Source organism: Maribacter sp. Asnod2-G09 (genome assembly GCF_045063795.1).
Classification (GTDB): Bacteria; Bacteroidota; Bacteroidia; order Flavobacteriales; family Flavobacteriaceae; genus Maribacter.
In genome coordinates, this window is record NZ_JBEFOA010000005.1 from 1,462,698 (window position 1) to 1,479,873 (window position 17,176).

Annotated in this window: 18 protein-coding genes; 12 read left to right on the forward strand and 6 right to left on the reverse strand. The window is 35.7% G+C overall.

Translation table 11 applies throughout. The features are described from left to right. Positions 1-54: 54 nt before the first annotated feature. From ACJJVT_RS18405 to ACJJVT_RS18415, 3 genes are read left to right on the forward strand one after another with little or no spacing between them, the layout of a single operon-like run. On the forward strand, positions 55-783 hold the full coding sequence (locus ACJJVT_RS18405) for a polyprenol monophosphomannose synthase (protein WP_405400671.1): 729 nt from the start codon (positions 55-57) through the stop codon (positions 781-783). Between the two features lie 2 nt (positions 784-785). Further along, entirely contained in the window at positions 786-2,123 is a 1,338-nt protein-coding gene (locus ACJJVT_RS18410) for a dihydroorotase (protein WP_405400673.1), read from the forward strand. Further along, complete coding sequence (locus ACJJVT_RS18415; protein WP_405400674.1) at positions 2,120-2,554, forward strand: DUF4296 domain-containing protein; 435 nt, start codon at positions 2,120-2,122, stop codon at positions 2,552-2,554. The genes ACJJVT_RS18410 and ACJJVT_RS18415 overlap by 4 nt, the downstream gene beginning before the upstream one ends. Here the strand turns inward: ACJJVT_RS18415 and ACJJVT_RS18420 are convergent. Then, complete coding sequence (locus ACJJVT_RS18420) at positions 2,535-3,542, reverse strand: NAD-dependent epimerase/dehydratase family protein (protein ID WP_405400676.1); 1,008 nt, start codon at positions 3,540-3,542, stop codon at positions 2,535-2,537. The two genes, ACJJVT_RS18415 and ACJJVT_RS18420, sit on opposite strands and share 20 nt — an antisense overlap. Positions 3,543-3,646: 104 nt before the next feature. Between ACJJVT_RS18420 and tyrS the strand changes: the two genes are divergently transcribed. The 4 genes from tyrS (at position 3,647) to ACJJVT_RS18440 (ending at position 6,479) form a co-directional block, all read left to right on the forward strand. Further along, positions 3,647-4,939 (forward strand): tyrosine--tRNA ligase, encoded by a 1,293-nt coding sequence (gene tyrS / locus ACJJVT_RS18425; RefSeq protein WP_405400677.1) that lies wholly within the window; start codon positions 3,647-3,649, stop codon positions 4,937-4,939. A 25-nt stretch (positions 4,940-4,964) separates the two neighbouring features. Continuing rightward, on the forward strand, positions 4,965-5,348 hold the full coding sequence (locus tag ACJJVT_RS18430) for a hypothetical protein (RefSeq protein ID WP_405400679.1): 384 nt from the start codon (positions 4,965-4,967) through the stop codon (positions 5,346-5,348). A gap of 78 nt (positions 5,349-5,426) precedes the next feature. Continuing rightward, on the forward strand, positions 5,427-5,960 hold the full coding sequence (locus ACJJVT_RS18435) for a hypothetical protein (protein WP_405400681.1): 534 nt from the start codon (positions 5,427-5,429) through the stop codon (positions 5,958-5,960). A gap of 69 nt (positions 5,961-6,029) precedes the next feature. Continuing rightward, positions 6,030-6,479 (forward strand): hypothetical protein, encoded by a 450-nt coding sequence (locus ACJJVT_RS18440; protein ID WP_405400683.1) that lies wholly within the window; start codon positions 6,030-6,032, stop codon positions 6,477-6,479. Here the strand turns inward: ACJJVT_RS18440 and ACJJVT_RS18445 are convergent. The 5 genes from ACJJVT_RS18445 to ACJJVT_RS18465 all read right to left on the reverse strand — a co-directional run bounded on the left by ACJJVT_RS18445 (position 6,476) and on the right by ACJJVT_RS18465 (position 13,524). Further along, complete coding sequence (locus ACJJVT_RS18445; RefSeq protein ID WP_405400684.1) at positions 6,476-7,453, reverse strand: acyl transferase; 978 nt, start codon at positions 7,451-7,453, stop codon at positions 6,476-6,478. The two genes, ACJJVT_RS18440 and ACJJVT_RS18445, sit on opposite strands and share 4 nt — an antisense overlap. A 74-nt stretch (positions 7,454-7,527) precedes the next feature. After that, the gene (locus tag ACJJVT_RS18450; protein WP_405400686.1) at positions 7,528-7,851 is read right to left on the reverse strand and encodes a T9SS type A sorting domain-containing protein; all 324 of its coding nucleotides are present in this window, start codon (positions 7,849-7,851) and stop codon (positions 7,528-7,530) included. 180 nt (positions 7,852-8,031) lie between these two features. Beyond that, complete coding sequence (locus ACJJVT_RS18455; protein ID WP_036157027.1) at positions 8,032-8,340, reverse strand: T9SS type A sorting domain-containing protein; 309 nt, start codon at positions 8,338-8,340, stop codon at positions 8,032-8,034. A 245-nt stretch (positions 8,341-8,585) separates the two neighbouring features. Beyond that, the gene (locus ACJJVT_RS18460; RefSeq protein ID WP_405400688.1) at positions 8,586-10,640 is read right to left on the reverse strand and encodes a hypothetical protein; all 2,055 of its coding nucleotides are present in this window, start codon (positions 10,638-10,640) and stop codon (positions 8,586-8,588) included. 55 nt (positions 10,641-10,695) lie between these two features. Beyond that, positions 10,696-13,524: a TonB-dependent receptor domain-containing protein gene (locus tag ACJJVT_RS18465; RefSeq protein ID WP_405400689.1), complete on the reverse strand. Its 2,829-nt coding sequence runs from the start codon at positions 13,522-13,524 to the stop codon at positions 10,696-10,698. Positions 13,525-13,708: 184 nt separating this feature from the next. Here ACJJVT_RS18465 and ACJJVT_RS18470 point away from each other — a divergent pair, with 184 nt between their 5' ends. Genes ACJJVT_RS18470 through ACJJVT_RS18490 form a run of 5 tightly spaced genes read left to right on the forward strand, consistent with a single transcriptional unit; the run spans position 13,709 to position 17,176 of the window. Further along, positions 13,709-14,395 carry a response regulator transcription factor gene (locus ACJJVT_RS18470; RefSeq protein ID WP_299800508.1) on the forward strand — a complete coding sequence of 229 codons (687 nt, stop codon included), beginning with the start codon at positions 13,709-13,711 and terminating at the stop codon, positions 14,393-14,395. After that, positions 14,396-15,466 (forward strand): cell wall metabolism sensor histidine kinase WalK, encoded by a 1,071-nt coding sequence (locus tag ACJJVT_RS18475; protein ID WP_299800509.1) that lies wholly within the window; start codon positions 14,396-14,398, stop codon positions 15,464-15,466. Between the two features lie 52 nt (positions 15,467-15,518). Beyond that, positions 15,519-16,187 (forward strand): tRNA (guanosine(46)-N7)-methyltransferase TrmB, encoded by a 669-nt coding sequence (trmB, locus tag ACJJVT_RS18480; RefSeq protein WP_405400691.1) that lies wholly within the window; start codon positions 15,519-15,521, stop codon positions 16,185-16,187. 4 nt (positions 16,188-16,191) lie between these two features. Next, positions 16,192-16,818 (forward strand): LysE family transporter, encoded by a 627-nt coding sequence (locus tag ACJJVT_RS18485; RefSeq protein WP_405400692.1) that lies wholly within the window; start codon positions 16,192-16,194, stop codon positions 16,816-16,818. A 13-nt stretch (positions 16,819-16,831) separates the two neighbouring features. After that, positions 16,832-17,176: an MGMT family protein gene (locus ACJJVT_RS18490; RefSeq protein WP_027065899.1), complete on the forward strand. Its 345-nt coding sequence runs from the start codon at positions 16,832-16,834 to the stop codon at positions 17,174-17,176.

Here is a 17,176-nt window from a genome sequence, read left to right on the forward strand (position 1 = left end):
ATTTTAATAAGACTTTTAAAACCTTACTTTTGTCGAAACACCTATAAATAATATATGTCTAGTAGTATCGTAATCATACCTACGTATAACGAAATTGAGAATGTAGAGGCTATAATTCGTGCGGTATTTGATTTGCAGAAAGAATTTCATGTGCTCATAGTGGATGATAATTCTCCAGACAAAACAGGAGATTGTGTTCGCGGTCTTCAAGAAGAGTTTAAGGGGAAATTGTTTTTAGAGACTAGACTAGAGAAATCAGGTTTAGGTACTGCATACATTCACGGTTTTAAATGGGCGATAGCGAAGGGTTACGACTATATATTTGAAATGGATGCTGATTTTTCGCATACACCATCAGATCTATTGAGATTGCTGAAAGCCTGTGAGAACGGTGCTGATTTGGCTGTGGGTTCTCGATATAAAAAAGGGGTGAATGTAGTCAATTGGCCACTACACAGAGTCTTGTTGTCATATGGTGCTTCAATATATGTAAAGCTGATTACCGGTATGCGGGTAGATGACCCTACCGCTGGTTTTGTATGTTATAGAAGAAAAGTATTAGAAGCTATAGATTTAGATTCGGTTCGTTTTGTGGGTTATGCATTTCAAATTGAAATGAAGTTTAGAGCGTATTTAAAGCACTTTAAAATAGAAGAAGTTTCTATTATTTTTAGAGACCGTGTATTAGGGAAGTCAAAAATGAGTTCCTCGATTATTAGTGAAGCTATTTGGGGTGTATTTGTAATGAAAATGAGAAGTCTATTTTTGAAAAATAAGTTTTAGTTATGGGTAAAATTTTATTGAAAAACGGAATAATAGTTAATGAGGGAGTAGCGCAAGAAAGTGATATTCTAATTGTTGATGACATTATCGCAAAAATCGGAAAAGACCTATCTGATGCAGATGCTGAGGTTATAGACGTGACGGGTAAACACATATTACCTGGTGTTATAGATGATCAAGTTCATTTTAGAGAACCAGGTCTTACCCATAAAGGCACTATAGCAACAGAAAGTAGAGCAGCACTTGCTGGTGGTATTACCACTTTTATGGAGCAGCCTAACACAACGCCACAAACGACCACAATAGAAAAGTTAGAAGAAAAGTTTGCAACTGCAGCGAATTCTGCATTTGCCAATTATTCTTTTCTATTTGGTGGTACCAATGATAATCTTGAAGAATTAAAGAAACTTGATAAAAATGCCTGTTCAGGTATCAAATTGTTTTTAGGATCATCGACAGGTAATATGTTGGTCGATGACGAAAAGGTAATTGAAAGTATATTCAGTAATACCGAAATGGTAATCTCTGCACATTGCGAAGATGAAACGACCATTCGTAAAAACATGGCGAAATATAAGGCAGAGTACGGTGATGATATTCCTATTGCTATGCATCCTATTATTAGAAGTGAAGAAGCATGTTATCTTTCTTCATCAAGGGCAATCGCTTTAGCTAAGAAAACAGGTGCCAGGTTACATGTTTTTCATTTATCCACCGGAAAAGAAACCGATTTATTCCGTAATGATATTCCGTTAGAGGAAAAGAAAATTACTGCAGAGGTTTGTATACATCATCTTTGGTTTTCTGATGCCGACTATGCAAAGAAAGGAACGTTGATCAAATGGAACCCTGCGGTGAAAACAGCTAAGGATAGAGATATGCTTTGGGATGCGCTGTTAGATGACCGAATAGATGTCATCGCAACCGATCATGCGCCTCATTTATTAGAGGAAAAAGACAATGTGTATACCAAAGCACCTTCTGGCGGCCCATTAGTGCAACATGCATTAAATGCCATGTTAGAGAAAGTGAAAGAGGGGAAGATCACACTAGAGAAAATGGTACAGAAAATGTGTCATAACCCAGCGATTTTATTTCAAATAGAAAAGCGTGGGTATATACGTGAAGGCTATTATGCCGATTTGGTAGTAGCAGATTTAAATAGTTCTTGGACGGTTACAAAAGAAAATATCGCTTATAAATGTAAATGGTCACCTTTTGAGGATACTACATTCTCATCTAAGATTGTACATACGTTCATTAACGGACATTTAGGGTATAGTAACGGACAGTTTTCTGAGAAGCGAAATGCAAAAAGGCTAACATTCAATAGACCATGAAGCACTTATTCTTTTTAGTGGTAGCGATGTTAATGCTTTCTTCGTGTGCAGAAGAATTAGTAGAAAAGCCAGATAATTTAATACCAGAAGATAAGATGGTAGCGGTTATTAAAGAGATGGCTATTGTTAATGCTGCAAAAGCGACGAATCTTTCTAAACTACGTGAAAATGGTGTGGAACCAACATCTTTCATATTTAAGAAGTTTGAAATCGATAGTGCCCAATTTGTAGATAGTGACAGGTACTATGCGTCAAAACCTTTACGATACGAAAATATGTATAAGAAGGTGGAGTCTGATCTTGAAGAGCAACGTTTAAAATTAGAGGCAGAGAAAAAAGTTAGAGATAGTTTAAGTCTTGTAGAGAAATCTAAAAAGAACATTGATATTAAAGCGAAAGACTCGGTATCGTCTAAGAGTGTTCAGAAATAAATAGCTTCGAAGAAAATTTCACTTGTTCGTCTAAGTCCTCAAATTCCATATTCAGCGTTTTCTTTATCTTCTCGTTATTGAATGTAGTAGGGTTTTTTAGTCCGTAGATAGTATTTGTTGTTATCGTTCTTGGGCTTCCGGTTATTAAGTTTCTAAGCCTATCTGCAAACTTCCCGATATTTAACTGCCAAAATTTTAAAGATGTAGAAGGTGGCTTTTTATCCATCGATAATGCAATTTTCTTCAGTATCTCTTGATACGTCAAGTTTTCTGCTACCAGTATAAAACGTTCATTATAAATATCAGAATTCATAAGTGCGATCATAATATTGGTAACGTCGTTTACGGTTACAAATCCTGATCCGCCTGGTGGGTAGTACTTATATCCTTTAGAAGCGGTTTTGAAGAAAGAACCACTACCACTATTCCAAAATCCTGGACCAAGAATCACTCCTGGGTTTACAATTACGACTTCAAGATTTTCTTGGGCACCACGCCAAACTTCCATTTCGGCAAGGTGTTTTGTTATCGCGTATGGGTTGGCATTCTGTCGTGTCCACTCCGTTTCTTCGTCAGCGTGTTCATCAGTAATCGTTCTGCCAATGGTGCCAATGGTACTTACGTGACATAATTTTTTAATACCGTTCGCAATACAGATATTTACAATGTTAGCGGTGCCTTCTCTATTTATACGTTCCAATTTTTTGAAATCTGACGGGTCAAAAGAAATATATGCCGCACAGTGGTAAACATAGGTAATGCTTTCGAAAGCATTTTCTAAAGAAGGTATATCTAAAATATCACCCTGTACCCAATCAATTTTAGCAAATAAAGAAGCAGAATCGTCAGCATAGTAAGAGAAGATTTTTTTTACCTGAGTAAGCTTGTCTTCAGTTCTATACAAAGCCCGAACAGCTGTATTGTTCATCGTTAATTTCAGTAGCAAATGCGACCCCACCAAACCCGTGCCTCCTGTAACTAATACCATAATTCAAATTTAGGAAATACAGATGGATAAATTCATGCTTTAATCTACTGTGTACTGGCAAGAATTCCATTTATATTTGCACTTCAATTAAAATTCAGGAAGAGATGACAAATTTTGTCAAGGAGTTACAATGGCGCGGAATGTTGCATGATGCAATGCCAGGAACAGAAGAACATTTATTAGAAAATATGCAGTCTGCGTATGTGGGTATAGATCCAACGGCAGATTCTTTACATATAGGTCACTTGGTAGGGGTAATGATGCTTCGTCATTTTCAATTGGCAGGGCATAAACCATATGCTTTAATAGGTGGTGCAACAGGTATGATAGGTGATCCTTCTGGTAAATCTGCAGAACGTAATTTACTTGACGAGAAAACACTACGTCATAATCAGAATGCCTTAAAAGAGCAATTATCTCGTTTTTTAGATTTTTCTGGAGACGGAGAAAATGCTGCTGTTTTGGTCAATAATTATGACTGGATGAAAGACTTCTCATTCTTAGAATTCATTAGAGACGTAGGTAAGCATATTACGGTAAACTACATGATGTCTAAAGACTCTGTGAAAAAGCGACTTTCATCAGAAGCTAAGGAAGGTATGTCATTTACTGAATTTACCTACCAATTGGTTCAAGGGTATGATTTTCTGCACTTGTACAGAGAACATAATTGTAGCCTTCAAATGGGCGGTAGTGATCAGTGGGGTAATATTACCACGGGTACAGAATTAATTAGAAGAATAGCCGGTGGTAAAGGGTATGCACTTACGTGCCCGTTAATTACAAAGGCAGATGGTACTAAGTTCGGTAAAACAGAAGGCGGTAACGTTTGGTTGGATGCTGAAAGAACATCACCATATAAATTTTACCAATACTGGTTGAACACATCAGATGATGATGCCAATAAATACATAAAGATTTTTACTTTTTTAGGTCAACAAGAAATTGAAGATTTAATAAAAGAACATGCAGAGGCACCGCATTTAAGAATACTTCAAAAGAGATTGGCCGACGAAATTACCGTTATGGTACACTCTAAAGATGATTTAGATAATGCAGAACGTGCAAGTCAAATTCTGTTCGGTAAGTCTACAGCGTCTGATTTAAAAGGATTGAATGAAAAAACATTCTTAGAAATTTTTGATGGCGTACCGCAAGCAGAACTTTCAAAATCTGAACTGACAGACGGTCTAGATATGATTGGGGCATTAGCAGCCAAAACTAACTTTTTAGGATCTAATGGTGAGGCAAGAAGAGAATTAAAGCAAAATTCGATTTCGGTAAATAAAGAGAAAGTAAAAGAAGCGTTTTTGATTACTACCGATGATTTGATCAATGATAAGTTTGTCTTGTTACAAAGAGGTAAGAAGAACTACTTTGTATTGGTATTTAACTAGATAAAACTTTTTTAGACTGTATTTTATGAAGTTGAAACTTGTAGCAGTATTGTTCTTGTTATTTATTTCTTGTAGTGATGATTATCCATTAATTGCAGATGCTGAATTAGAAGGCGAATGGACGCTTTCTGATGTTATCTGTTATTGCGGATTCGAATCTGATATTGATTTTTCTTTGACGACAATAAGTTTTAATCCAAATAGAAATAGCGTAACCGTTACCAGTGAAGGTGAATACTCTTTTTTTAGAAATAATGGAGACCATACTTATGGCGGACAAGCCAATAGAATTAATTTTTCTGACGGCTCTGTATACTTTTTCGAAACTAAAGGTGAGCAACTTAAGCTTACGTATGAGGACAATCCTGATATTGCCGATGATGAAGTAACTTATGTATTTACGCGCTAAGAAAGATTAGGTCATTTAGCGTAGCAATTTTTAAATATTTCTTGCAGATAAGCGTTTGTTAGCATAAACCCCCAAGTTATGTTTAAGAAGAGTATTGCTATTATCTGTTTGTTTACAATATTTACTGCTTGCGATAAGCTCGATGAGTTGACAAAGTTCGATATGGAATATAGCCAACGAGCTACCATACCTTCTTCTGCAGGAATTGATTTGCCTTTCGATGTTTTTACTCCAGAAATGGAGACGAATTCAGAATCTACTTTTGAAGTAAACGATACCCGAAAAGACCTTATTGAAGAAATTAAGTTGACCGAATTAGAATTGGTTATCATTTCGCCAGAAAGTGCTGATTTCAGCTTTTTAAATTCTATAGAAGTGTATATCTCTGCGGATGGATTAGAAGAAATTAGAATTGCGAGTTTAGACGAAGTTCCTGAAGATGCTGGTAATAAAATAACTTTAGATACTTCAGATACAGATTTGAAAGAGTATATAAAGAGCGATGAATTCAGCTTGCGATTAAATACCGTTACCGACGAGTTAATGAGCAGCGACCACGAATTAGAGGTGAATTCCACCTTTTTTGTAGATGCCAAAATATTAGGACTTTAATTTAAGATTGTCTTAACGCAACTATTTTCTAAGTTGGGTATCTTGTAATTAGTTAAACATCTTTGTTCTATGAAAAGATATGCCCTTTTGTTCTTGTTTCTTGTATTTCTTGCCTCTTGTGCTAATGACGATGATTTCGGTTTAGAGTCAACACAATTTGTATTCTCAGAGCAAAAATGGGAGTTAACTCAAATGTCTGGCAGTTTTCAAAACTCAGAAACTGCAGGAGAGGAAATGGAATGGCAAGAATATTACATTTTTTCACCAGAAGGTACTTTTGTAAAATCGAGAACTATTGGTGATGAGCTTGTTGAGGCTACGGGTAATTTTGAGGTCGTAGAATATGAAAATGATCTTAATCACTACCTAGAACTTACTTTTGAAACCGGTAACGAATTAGCAGGTAATTGTACGGGCGACGATAAAGAGCTTTTAATGTACAGAAATTCAACCACGATTTCAAGCCTGTGGATGGCTTGCGACGGACCTGGGTTAGATTATTCGCTGAGTAAGAATTAAAGCACCATTAAATTGCACCCTCTAATATCAGAATTATCGAATCTTCCGATAATTTCAAAAGTGCTGTCTTGGTTTATTTTACCTAAATCTTGAGTGGCAATAAAGGAGCATGAATTGATGTTTGCTAAATCGATTACATTGATTCCGCCAGATTTGCCATTGTTTAAATAGCTAAGTGGGTCTTCGGTATCGCGCACTAAAATCTTCATCCAAGCTGGGCAGTCGAAAACCCCATTTCCTTTAGAGTATGCTTGCGACAAAAGTTCTGTCATTCCGTATTCAGAATGTATGTTTTGTACACCAAATCCTGTTGATAGCAACTCATGTAATTCTTGACGTACAATTTCTTTTCTTCGCCCTTTCATTCCGCCAGTTTCCATAACAATAGTGTTATGGAAAGACATCTGGTATTGCTCGGTAAATTCTAGCAAGGCAAAAGAAACACCTATAATCAATATTTTAGTGTCCGTTTTTTGAAGTTCAATAAGTAGCTCGTGCAGTTGTTCGTATTCATTTAAAAAGAATCCGCTATTTGGGTGATTCGATTTTTTAATCAAATCATCTGCCATATAGATTAATGAAGAGCCTGTGCGTTCTAGATAAGAGGGTAACAGAGCAAGAACACAATAGTCGGCAATATCTCCGTAAAAGTGGTTGAAAGCCTTTAAATAACTCTGCTCGTAGAGATTTAAGTCGGTAACAAAGTGCTTACTGGTTTCACTACCTGTGGTGCCGCTACTGGTAAATGTAATTTCTGGTGTATCGGTCGTGCTAAGAACATCTTTAGACTTAAAGAATTCTATAGGTAAAAAAGGAATCTGTTCTAAAGTTTGAACAGCATCTGGTTGCACGTTTAAATACGTGCAAAAATTTTGATAGACTATGTTGTTTTGGTATTGAAACTTGAAGATACGCAATGCTTGGGTTAGAAAATCCCCATCCGTTTGTATATCAAAAATAGCATTATGCTTCATGTTCGGTACCAATTCTGGTAAAGGTACTGAACCAAATTATTTTAATTGTTTTGAGATGAAAATATGTAGGTTATTTATTTCACCACAAGCTTGCGGGTAATTGATTTTTCGTTTTCAGTTACTTGAACAACATAAACACCAGGTGATAATCTAGAAATGTTCATTGCCTTTGTAGATAATTTTTCGGTTAAGACTAGCTCACCGAATACATCATAAACTCTAACCTCTTTAAGGTTGTTGTTTTGTGTTGTTACATAAACAACATCTGCTATTGCTGGGTTGGGGTATAATTTGAAACCGACAATTTCATCGTTACGTAGGTTGTTGATATCTATAGTGTCTTGGGCATATACCCCAACGGAGACTACCATAAATAGCATAAAGTAGATTTTCTTCATTTGATATTGATTTGGGATCAACACTTCAAAGGTATGGTTAAGTGTAGCTTGAACACCGAAAATGTTGTGAAAGCTAAATTTATGTAGGTCAATGAAATACGTGAAGTATTTCGTCGTAAAAACGTGTAGTTAACCGATAGTGGTTAATTGAAAATGAGAGAAGGAAAACGTATAATTGGGCTATTTTACAATTAACTTACGTGTACACATCTTGTTTTTTTCAAGAACACGTAATACGTAAACACCGGCATCTAGATCAGAAAGGTTTAATTCTTTACCTAAAATCGTTGTCTTTAATAACAACGTACCAAATACATCGTAGATGAAAATTTCTTTAGGTGCGTTAATATTTGTGGAGATATAAACTTTACCTGTAGTAACCGGATTTGGATACATACTAAAACCATCAATATCTCCATTGCTTTGGGTACTTTGTCCATAGCTGAAAGAAATAATAAAAAAGAAGATGATTAGGTAAAGGTGCTTCATATATAGCTGGTTACAAATGCTATGCCACAAATATAGGAATTTAACAGTCCTTTTTATTTTTGTAAGAGTAGATATTGTGAAAAGATCGATGAAATGCAATATAATCGATGAAATGCACTATTTATGACCTTAACTACCTATTTTATTGTGGTTTTAAGTAGCGTGTAGTCTTTAATTGTAAGAATTATTCTAAACAAAAAAAGCCCGCAATTTGCGGGCTTTTAAAATATATATAATACTGTTAATTAGTTTCCAGTTGCCCAAGCAAAAATTGCAACATCAACTGCAGTTCCATTAAAAACATCGTCTTCAGCTGTAGTAAGTGCAGTTTCGTCAACAATTACATTTTCTAAAGGACCATTGTCTTTCATGTCTACATTAGTATCATAACCAGATAGGCTTACGTTAGTTAAGGTAGCACCAGAAGTCGCTTTGAATTGTAAAGCAGTACCGCCAACAGTAGAAACAGCAGTAAAGTCAATTAACTTAGGATTACCGTTTGCTTTATCAGCTTCAACAGCAGTTGAAAAACCTTCAACATTATGTAGTACATAAGCAGTTGTTACAGTTCCGTTCCAACCTTCTGTCCAGTCAATAGAATCATCTTGGTTGTTTTCGAAATACAAGTTAGTAGCAGAAACTGTTCCGCCAAAGAACTCAACTCCGTCATCTTCACCATCGATCATAGCAACATTGTCAATAGTTGTTCCAGAGCCTATAGCGTAAAGTGTAAGTCCGTTGTACTGAGATTCAGCATCAATTTGAGCACCAGCATTCTTAATTATCAAGTAGCTAATTGAACCAGAATTGTCATCATCAGTAGTACCACCATATTTAAAGTTACCTACTTCAGCAGTTGCATCTACTCCTTCTGTAGTAGTGGCATCACCTAAAATCACTAATCCGCCCCAATCTCCAGGATTATCGTTTGTAGAAGTCATAACTACTGGGTTAGCAGCAGTACCTTCTATTGAAATCATTCCACCTTTTTGTACTACAATATAAGTTTCAGTTTCGTCGCCAGACTCAACTTGAGCAGTAATTTTTGTACCTGCAGGTATTGTAAGTGTAGCGCCATCTTCAACGCTTAAGTTTTTAGATAAGAAGTAGTTTATACCTGCATCTAAAGTAAGGTCGCTAGTTAAGTTACCTGTTAAAATGCTGCTACCTACGGCTGCATCTGTATTTACCCAATCAAAAATTGCGATATCAACTGTTGCATTTGCATTGTAGCTATTGTCTGGGTTACCAGCTTCACCTTCTATAATTACGTTAGCCAAAGGACCATCGTCTTTCATGTCAATCGAAGTTTCGTAACCACTCAAAGAAAGTCCGGTTATCGTTGCTCCAGAAGTTGCTTTGAATTGTAAAGCAGTACCACCTACAGTAGAAACGGCAGTAAAGTTTATTAATTGAGGATTTCCATTCGCTTTATCAGCTTCAACAGCTGTAGAGAAACCTTCTTTAGTATGAAGAACATATGCATTGGTAACAGTACCGTTCCAACCTTCTGTCCAGTCGATAGAGTCATCTTGGTTGTTCTCGAAGTATAAGTTAGTAGCAGAAACAGTTCCGCCAAAAAACTCAACACCATCATCATCACCATCGATCATTGCAACGTTGTCAATAGTTGTACCAGAACCTACAGCATAAAGCGTAAGACCATTGTATTGAGATTCTGCATCGATTTGAGCACCTGCATGCTTTATAATTAAATATGAAATTGAACCAGAATTATCATCATTTGTAGATCCACCATATTTAAAGTTACCAACTTCTGCAGTTGCGTCAACACCTTCGGTAGTAGTTGCATCACCTAAGATTACTAATCCGCCCCATTGACCAGGTTGACCACCTGTAGATTGCATAGTTACAGGAGCAACAGCTGTACCCTGTACATCTATTTCACCACCTCTTTGAACAACAATGTATGTTGAAGTTTCGTCACCTGTTTCAACAGTTGCGTTGATTACGGTTCCTGCAGGTATAATTAATTTAGCCCCAGCTTCAATACTATAATTTTTTTCTAATGAATAGGTTTTAGTAGCGTCAAGTGTTCTTTCTTCAGTTAATTCACCAGTTAAAACTGTGCTTTCTTCTGGGTTTGTTGCTTCGCAAGCAGTACAAGAACCACCACAATCTACACCTGTTTCATCACCATTTTTTATACCATCGGTACAAGTCGGTGCTACAGCATCTGGTCCATTATCTGGATCATTATCATCACTACTACAACTGGCAAAGGTAATAGCTGCTGCAAGAGCAAAAACTTTTACAAAATTTTTCGTTTTCAATTTCATAATAAACATTTTAAAAGATTAAAATTAAAGATTAGTGAGTATTGAGAGTTTCTAATTAGAATTTGTAATTAAGCCCTAAGCTTATTCCCATACCGGTAGAGTAAGAGCTAACAGTTTGCTCTAATTCTATTTCAGTTACCGGATTGCGAATTAATTGTGTTTGTTTTATTTCTGGATTTAATAAGTTTTTACCTGTAAGGCTTACTTTAATATGCTCACCAAATTCTTTACTGATTTGGGCATTTAAGACTACGAAACCATTTTCAACGATAGCGTCATCATAAAAAATGTCTCTATTGGTTTGATCGGTAGGTACCCCTAAAGAATAAATTTTGTCTGATGCGTAATTTGCATTTATAGATGCTGCAAATGGATTGTCACCAGCAGTATCATAATTTAAACTAGTATTGAAAATCCAATCAGAAGCACCTTGAAGATCGGTTTTGGTGATACCTTTATATTGAAAGCTTCTTAACAAATTACCTTCATCGTTATAAATTTCTTTTAAATCTTGTTGATGCCACATACGGGTTACATTAAGAACCATGTTAAGGTTGTAACCAGATTCTGAACCATCGTCATCGTTGTAAGAAGGAGTTACTAAATCTAATTTAGTTTCTGCTTCAAGACCAAAAATTTCAGCTTTCTCACCAGAGTTGAAGTAAGAGAAAATACCTGCAGAACCTCTTTCTCTAACTCTGTTGATTGGGTCAGATATATCTTTATAGAATGCAGCAACAGAAACAAGTTGAGCGGCAGACGGAAAGTATTCCCATTTTAAATCTAGATTAATATCTTTTGAAGCTATTAAATCTGGATTACCTCTAGTTATTTGACCAGTAGGAGAAACATAGTTAAAAGGCGCTATTTCTTTAAATTCTGGTAATGTAATCGTGCGGCTAACTGCTAAACGTAATGCGTTTAGTTCGTTAATAGTGTACTTTATATTTAAGCTAGGGTAGAAGTTGCTGTAATCTTGATTGCTGTCTCCTGTTCTAGGCGAAAGGTTTCCTATATCGTAAGCAACTTTAATTTCATCTCTTTGAAAACGTAGGCCTGCATCAAAATTCCATTGTTCAAGTCCGACATTAAAAGAAAAGAATGCAGCTTTAGAATCTAAAGTTCCTAAATAGATGTCTTTTCTTTCGTCATTTGCATTTGAGCCTAAAAGATTAATTTCTAAGAGTCCCGCATCAAAATAAGATTGACGAAAAACTGCACCAAGATCATCAATAGATGATGGGTTAACTGCATTTGTATTCACTTCTTCTACACCAACAAATTCAGAACTAAAATCTCGTTCTTTATTTCTATAGGAAAGACCAAAGTTTAACTTAAAGTTTCTTGTTTCCTCATCAATGATTTTTAATTCGTCTTTTAAGTAAGCACTGAATTCGTTGTCCTCAATTTTTTGACTCGACTTACGTTGTTGAAAACCACCATTTCTACCTAGTTGAACAAGTGTGCCATCTGGATCAAAATTGACTTCATTTCTAATTCTATTTGGTTCATCGGCATTTAATAGGTTATAACCTGCAGCCCAATTCAGTGTGTTTTTCTCACCAATTTGATGTCTACCTATTAATTGCGTTACTAATAGTCTAGTTTGTTTTGTGTTCTGATCTCTAATAAATTGAAAAAGTCCTTCACTAGGGCTAGTTTCTTCAAAGATTGTTGCCTCGCCATTACGACCGCCTTCAAAAACATTTTCATCTAGTTTATTAACGAAAAAGGTGCTTGACTTAATTTTGTTTTTAGCGTTGGCTAAATAAGTAATATCTAATAACCCCGTATTTACAATTTTCTTTTGATACGTAGTTGCATCTGTAATTGTATCATCTATAAAGTTAGAACGGTATTGTCTAAAGACCCCTTCTCTATGCTCAAAAGATCTTGAGTGAGAAGCTGTAAAGAATATAGCAAGCTTATCTGCTATTTTCTTACCTGCTGCGATAGACATAGAATAGTCCATCGGGTTTTCTTGTCGTAAAGTATTCCACCCTTGGTTAGTAATTAACTGTTGTGTCGAAAGATTTTGGTCGTAGAAACCGAATGTTGTATTCTTAGAATTCTGTGATATTCTAAAGTTATCGTAAACTCCGCTTTTAGCTACATTAGAATTTACACCACCAGAAACGCCAATTGCTAGTTCACTAGAACCCGCTAATTCTCTAGAAGTAATATTTACTGTACCAGAAGCTTGATCGGCAGACCCTTCTACTCCGTATGTTTTACTGATACTTACATTCTGAAGAACACGTGTTGGGAATAAAGAAAGGTTGATATTCTTTTTGTCAATATCATCAGACGGCACAGGAAGTCCGTTTAGTGTAGAAGATAAATATCTATCACCTAATCCTCTAACGAAAACATCGCCAGAGGCTTCGCTACTAGATACCCCAGATATTTTTGTAGTTGCAGTAGCAGCATCAGATACTCCGATCTTAGCAAGTTCAACAGCACCTATGCTTTCTTTAATTTCGATAGCTCTTTTCTGATCCAATAATAACGCTGTCTCAGAATCTTTACGGGCTACAGTTGTTACTGTTACCTCGTCTAAAGAAACACCTTGCGATGCGCTAAGTGAAACATTAATAGTGGTAGACTTACCTGCTACAATTTCAACATTCGGCATTTCAACAGTTTCGTATCCTAAATAACTAAATGATATAGTATAGGTACCAGGCTCAATGTCTGAAATCTCATATAATCCGTCAAAATCAGAAGTAGTACCTTTAGTAGTACCTTTTAATAATACGTTTGCAAATGGTAATGGTTCGTCGTTTAATTCTTTGTCTGTAAGTGTTCCAACAATGCTTCCTGTGTCTTGTGCACTAGAAATAATAGCGATAAAAAGGAATGTAAAAAATAGTAACTTGTTCATTAGATATATCGATTCTTTAATCAGCGGCAAAGAAACAGAGAGGTTGTAATGTTCGGGTTAGATCCATGTTAAACATTTATTTTGTTAATGTTATGTAAACGTTACTACATTAAATCAATGTTAACTGACGTTGCAGTAATAGTATTATCTTTACTTTTGAGCGAATCAATCTAATTTGAAAACCATGAAAAAGAAGGACATTAAGATACTCTTAGTTGATGATGAACCAGATATTCTAGAGATAGTGGCTTATAATTTATCTGCTGAAGGGTACGATGTGTATACTGCTAAAAATGGAGCTGATGGTGTTGCCAAGGCAAAAAAGAAAATGCCACACCTTATTATACTAGATGTAATGATGCCCGAGATGGATGGTATTGAAGCTTGTGAGATTCTAAGAAGAACGCCTGGTATGGAAAATACTATTATTACCTTCTTAACTGCTAGAGGAGAAGATTATTCTCAAGTAGCAGGTTTTGATGCAGGTGCAGACGATTACATTACTAAGCCTATAAAACCAAAAGTTTTGGTTAGTAAAGTAAATGCACTTCTTAGACGATTAAAAAATGATGAAAATGCTCAAGAAGATATTACTCAGGTAGGTGATATCGTTATTAATAGAGAAGAGTACAAAATTATTAAGAAAGGTAAAGAGATCATTTTACCAAGAAAAGAGTTTGAGCTTCTTGCTTTATTAACTTCAAAACCTAGCAAAGTATTCAAAAGAGAAGTAATTCTTGATAAAGTTTGGGGTAATGAAGTGGTTGTTGGTGGTCGTACAATAGATGTACATATTAGAAAGCTTCGTGAAAAAATTGGAGAAGACCATTTTAAAACCGTTAAGGGAGTAGGATATAAGTTTGTACTCTAAATGGCTGCTAAAGTTCGTTCAAGAAAATCATATCGTTTTGCGTTTCGCTCATCGCTTTATATTGTAATAATCGGCATAGCTGTGCTAGCATTATTACAATGGCGATTTAGTACCATAAATTGGGGTATTTTGCTATTTGCAGCGTTGTTCTTTTTCATTATTTCTTTTATCACCTTACAATTAAGAATTGAAAAATTCATCTACAAACGAATCAAGAAAATTTATGACGATGTAGAGTTGTTAGAATCTAGTACTATACTCTCGTATCCTGTTACTACTGATATGAGAACCTTAACTGCGGAAATTGAAAAATTTGCGAAGGATAAGAAAATTGAAATAGACACCTTAAAGATTCGTGAAGAATACCGTAAAGACTTTTTAGGTAATGTTTCGCATGAACTTAAAACACCATTATTTACTGTTCAGGGGTATCTAGAAACTTTGTTAGATGGTGCTATTGATGATAAAAATGTTCGTAAAAAGTATCTAATTAGAGCTAATAAAGCGGTAGATCGATTAATTTATATTGTAAAAGATTTAGACCTAATAACCAAGTTAGAAGTTGGGCATCTTACTCTTGAAAAGCATTCGTTCGATATTATAGATTTAATACAAAGTGTATTTGATCTATTGGAGATGAAAGCGGCGAAGAAAAATATAACCCTGACTTTTGATATGGAATATGTTGATCCCATATTCGTATTTGCCGATAAAGAGAAAATACAACAGGTGCTAACCAATTTGCTGGTTAACTCCATTAAGTACGGCAATGACAATGGTACAACCGAAGTAAGTGTAGAAAACTTGGTCAAGAACAAGGTTATTGTAAGAGTAACTGATAATGGTGAAGGTATACCTGCGGTTCATATTCCTCGACTTTTTGAACGTTTTTACAGGGTAGATCAAAGTGGTAGTCGTCGTGAAGGTGGCTCTGGGTTGGGTCTTGCCATTGTAAAACATGTAATAGAAGCACACGGAGAAAAAATCTACGTAGAAAGCGCTGTTGAGGTCGGTTCAGAGTTTTCTTTTACCCTAGAGAAAAGTATCGTTCAAATAGAGGAAGTACAATAATCGCTAACCCTCTCTTTTTTCTTAGATTTGCCGCAGTTTAGATGTAATAATTGTGGGAAGTAAAAATAAATTAAAGAGATTTCAAGAAAACGAGACGTTTTCAAACGTAATTCAACCAACAAGAGAAGAAGTGGTAGGCGGTTTCCCGTTGAAGGGAAAGTGGAATACCCATTTCAAAAACGATAACCCTATTGTATTGGAATTGGGTTGTGGTAAAGGAGAGTACACCGTTGGTTTGGCGAAAAAATTTCCGAATAAGAATTTTATCGGAATTGATATAAAAGGCGCCCGATTTTGGAAAGGAGCGAAAGAGGCTGTAGAGGGAGATTTACCTAATGTTTGTTTTATTCGAACTCAAATCGAATTGGTGGATCATCTTTTTGGTAAAGAAGAGGTATCTGAAATTTGGATCACCTTCCCTGATCCACAGATAAAATATAAGCGTACTAAACACCGTATGACCAATGCGGTATTTTTAGAGCGCTACAAGCAAGTACTAAAACCTGAAGGAACCGTAAATCTTAAAACAGATAGTGAGTTCATGCATGGGTATACTTTAGGTTTGTTACATGGTCTTGGTTTAGAGGTGCTTTATGCCAACCACGATGTGTATAAGAATGAAGGTAGCCCTAAAGAAGTCTTAGAAATACAGACTTTCTATGAAAATCAGTATCTTGAAAAGGGAAAGCCTATTACTTTTATTAGGTTCAAGGTAAACTGATTCAATGCAACAATTACCTATTTTATTTGTATTCACTTTAGGTGCGGCTTTCTTCGCGTCACTACCACCCGGTTTGCTGAATTTAAATGCGGCAAAGACCAGTGTAGAAAAGGGAAAAGCAAATGGAATAATTTTTAGTTTGGGTGTTGCACTTGCCGTAATGTTGCAAACGTATGTATCGGTACGAATTGCCAAACTAATTTCTAGAAATCAGCATGTTATAGAAATATTAATGCAATTGGCATTGGGTATTTTCTTTGTGTTGGCAATAGTATTTTTTATAAAGGGCAAAAAGCAAGAGAATAAGCCGTTCATACTTACCGAGACTAAAAAACGAAATAGTTTTTCTAAAGGCGTATTCTTGGCACTTATTAATCTTTTGGCGATACCATATTATAGCGGTTTGAATACGGTTTTTCATTCGCAAGGGTTTATGACCTTTAAAATAATAGATGAGGTTTTGTTTATTCTTGCTGCAGGTAGTGGCACTTTTCTGGCTATGTATTTATATGTCATCTATTTTAATAAGTGGGAGCATAAAACAAAATCATTCTCTAAGAATAGTAATTTTATTTTAAGCGGATTAATGGTGTTGCTATTTGTAATCACTGCTTTTAGATTGTTTAATTAAACGGATGTAGCCGATGAAACCTGAAAATGAGAATTTCTTTGAAAGAGTATATCAGGTAGCGCGGTTAATACCTGAAGGGCGTGTAACTTCTTACGGCGCTATAGCTAAATATTTAGGTGCGGCACGTAGTGCAAGAATGGTAGGTTGGGCAATGAATGCATCGCATAATATGGATGACATTCCTGCACATAGGGTGGTCAATAAAGCAGGTTTACTTACTGGAAAACATCATTTTGATGGTACCAATCTCATGCAACAACTGTTGGAAGGTGAGGGAGTAGTAATTAAAGACTTACAAATAGTACAATTAGAAAATTACTTTTGGGATCCATTTACAGAGCTCAAGGCGGAATTATAA

Bases quoted from the DNA above. Each gene is read 5' to 3' on its own strand.
- ACJJVT_RS18405 (WP_405400671.1), top strand. From the start codon at position 55: ATGTCTAGTAGTATCGTAATCATACCTACGTATAACGAAATTGAGAAT.
- ACJJVT_RS18410 (WP_405400673.1), top strand. From the start codon at position 786: ATGGGTAAAATTTTATTGAAAAACGGAATAATAGTTAATGAGGGAGTA.
- ACJJVT_RS18415 (WP_405400674.1), top strand. From the start codon at position 2,120: ATGAAGCACTTATTCTTTTTAGTGGTAGCGATGTTAATGCTTTCTTCG.
- ACJJVT_RS18420 (WP_405400676.1), bottom strand. From the start codon at position 3,542: ATGGTATTAGTTACAGGAGGCACGGGTTTGGTGGGGTCGCATTTGCTA.
- tyrS (WP_405400677.1), top strand. From the start codon at position 3,647: ATGACAAATTTTGTCAAGGAGTTACAATGGCGCGGAATGTTGCATGAT.
- ACJJVT_RS18430 (WP_405400679.1), top strand. From the start codon at position 4,965: ATGAAGTTGAAACTTGTAGCAGTATTGTTCTTGTTATTTATTTCTTGT.
- ACJJVT_RS18435 (WP_405400681.1), top strand. From the start codon at position 5,427: ATGTTTAAGAAGAGTATTGCTATTATCTGTTTGTTTACAATATTTACT.
- ACJJVT_RS18440 (WP_405400683.1), top strand. From the start codon at position 6,030: ATGAAAAGATATGCCCTTTTGTTCTTGTTTCTTGTATTTCTTGCCTCT.
- ACJJVT_RS18445 (WP_405400684.1), bottom strand. From the start codon at position 7,453: ATGAAGCATAATGCTATTTTTGATATACAAACGGATGGGGATTTTCTA.
- ACJJVT_RS18450 (WP_405400686.1), bottom strand. From the start codon at position 7,851: ATGAAGAAAATCTACTTTATGCTATTTATGGTAGTCTCCGTTGGGGTA.
- ACJJVT_RS18455 (WP_036157027.1), bottom strand. From the start codon at position 8,340: ATGAAGCACCTTTACCTAATCATCTTCTTTTTTATTATTTCTTTCAGC.
- ACJJVT_RS18460 (WP_405400688.1), bottom strand. From the start codon at position 10,640: ATGAAATTGAAAACGAAAAATTTTGTAAAAGTTTTTGCTCTTGCAGCA.
- ACJJVT_RS18465 (WP_405400689.1), bottom strand. From the start codon at position 13,524: ATGAACAAGTTACTATTTTTTACATTCCTTTTTATCGCTATTATTTCT.
- ACJJVT_RS18470 (WP_299800508.1), top strand. From the start codon at position 13,709: ATGAAAAAGAAGGACATTAAGATACTCTTAGTTGATGATGAACCAGAT.
- ACJJVT_RS18475 (WP_299800509.1), top strand. From the start codon at position 14,396: ATGGCTGCTAAAGTTCGTTCAAGAAAATCATATCGTTTTGCGTTTCGC.
- ACJJVT_RS18485 (WP_405400692.1), top strand. From the start codon at position 16,192: ATGCAACAATTACCTATTTTATTTGTATTCACTTTAGGTGCGGCTTTC.
- ACJJVT_RS18490 (WP_027065899.1), top strand. From the start codon at position 16,832: ATGAAACCTGAAAATGAGAATTTCTTTGAAAGAGTATATCAGGTAGCG.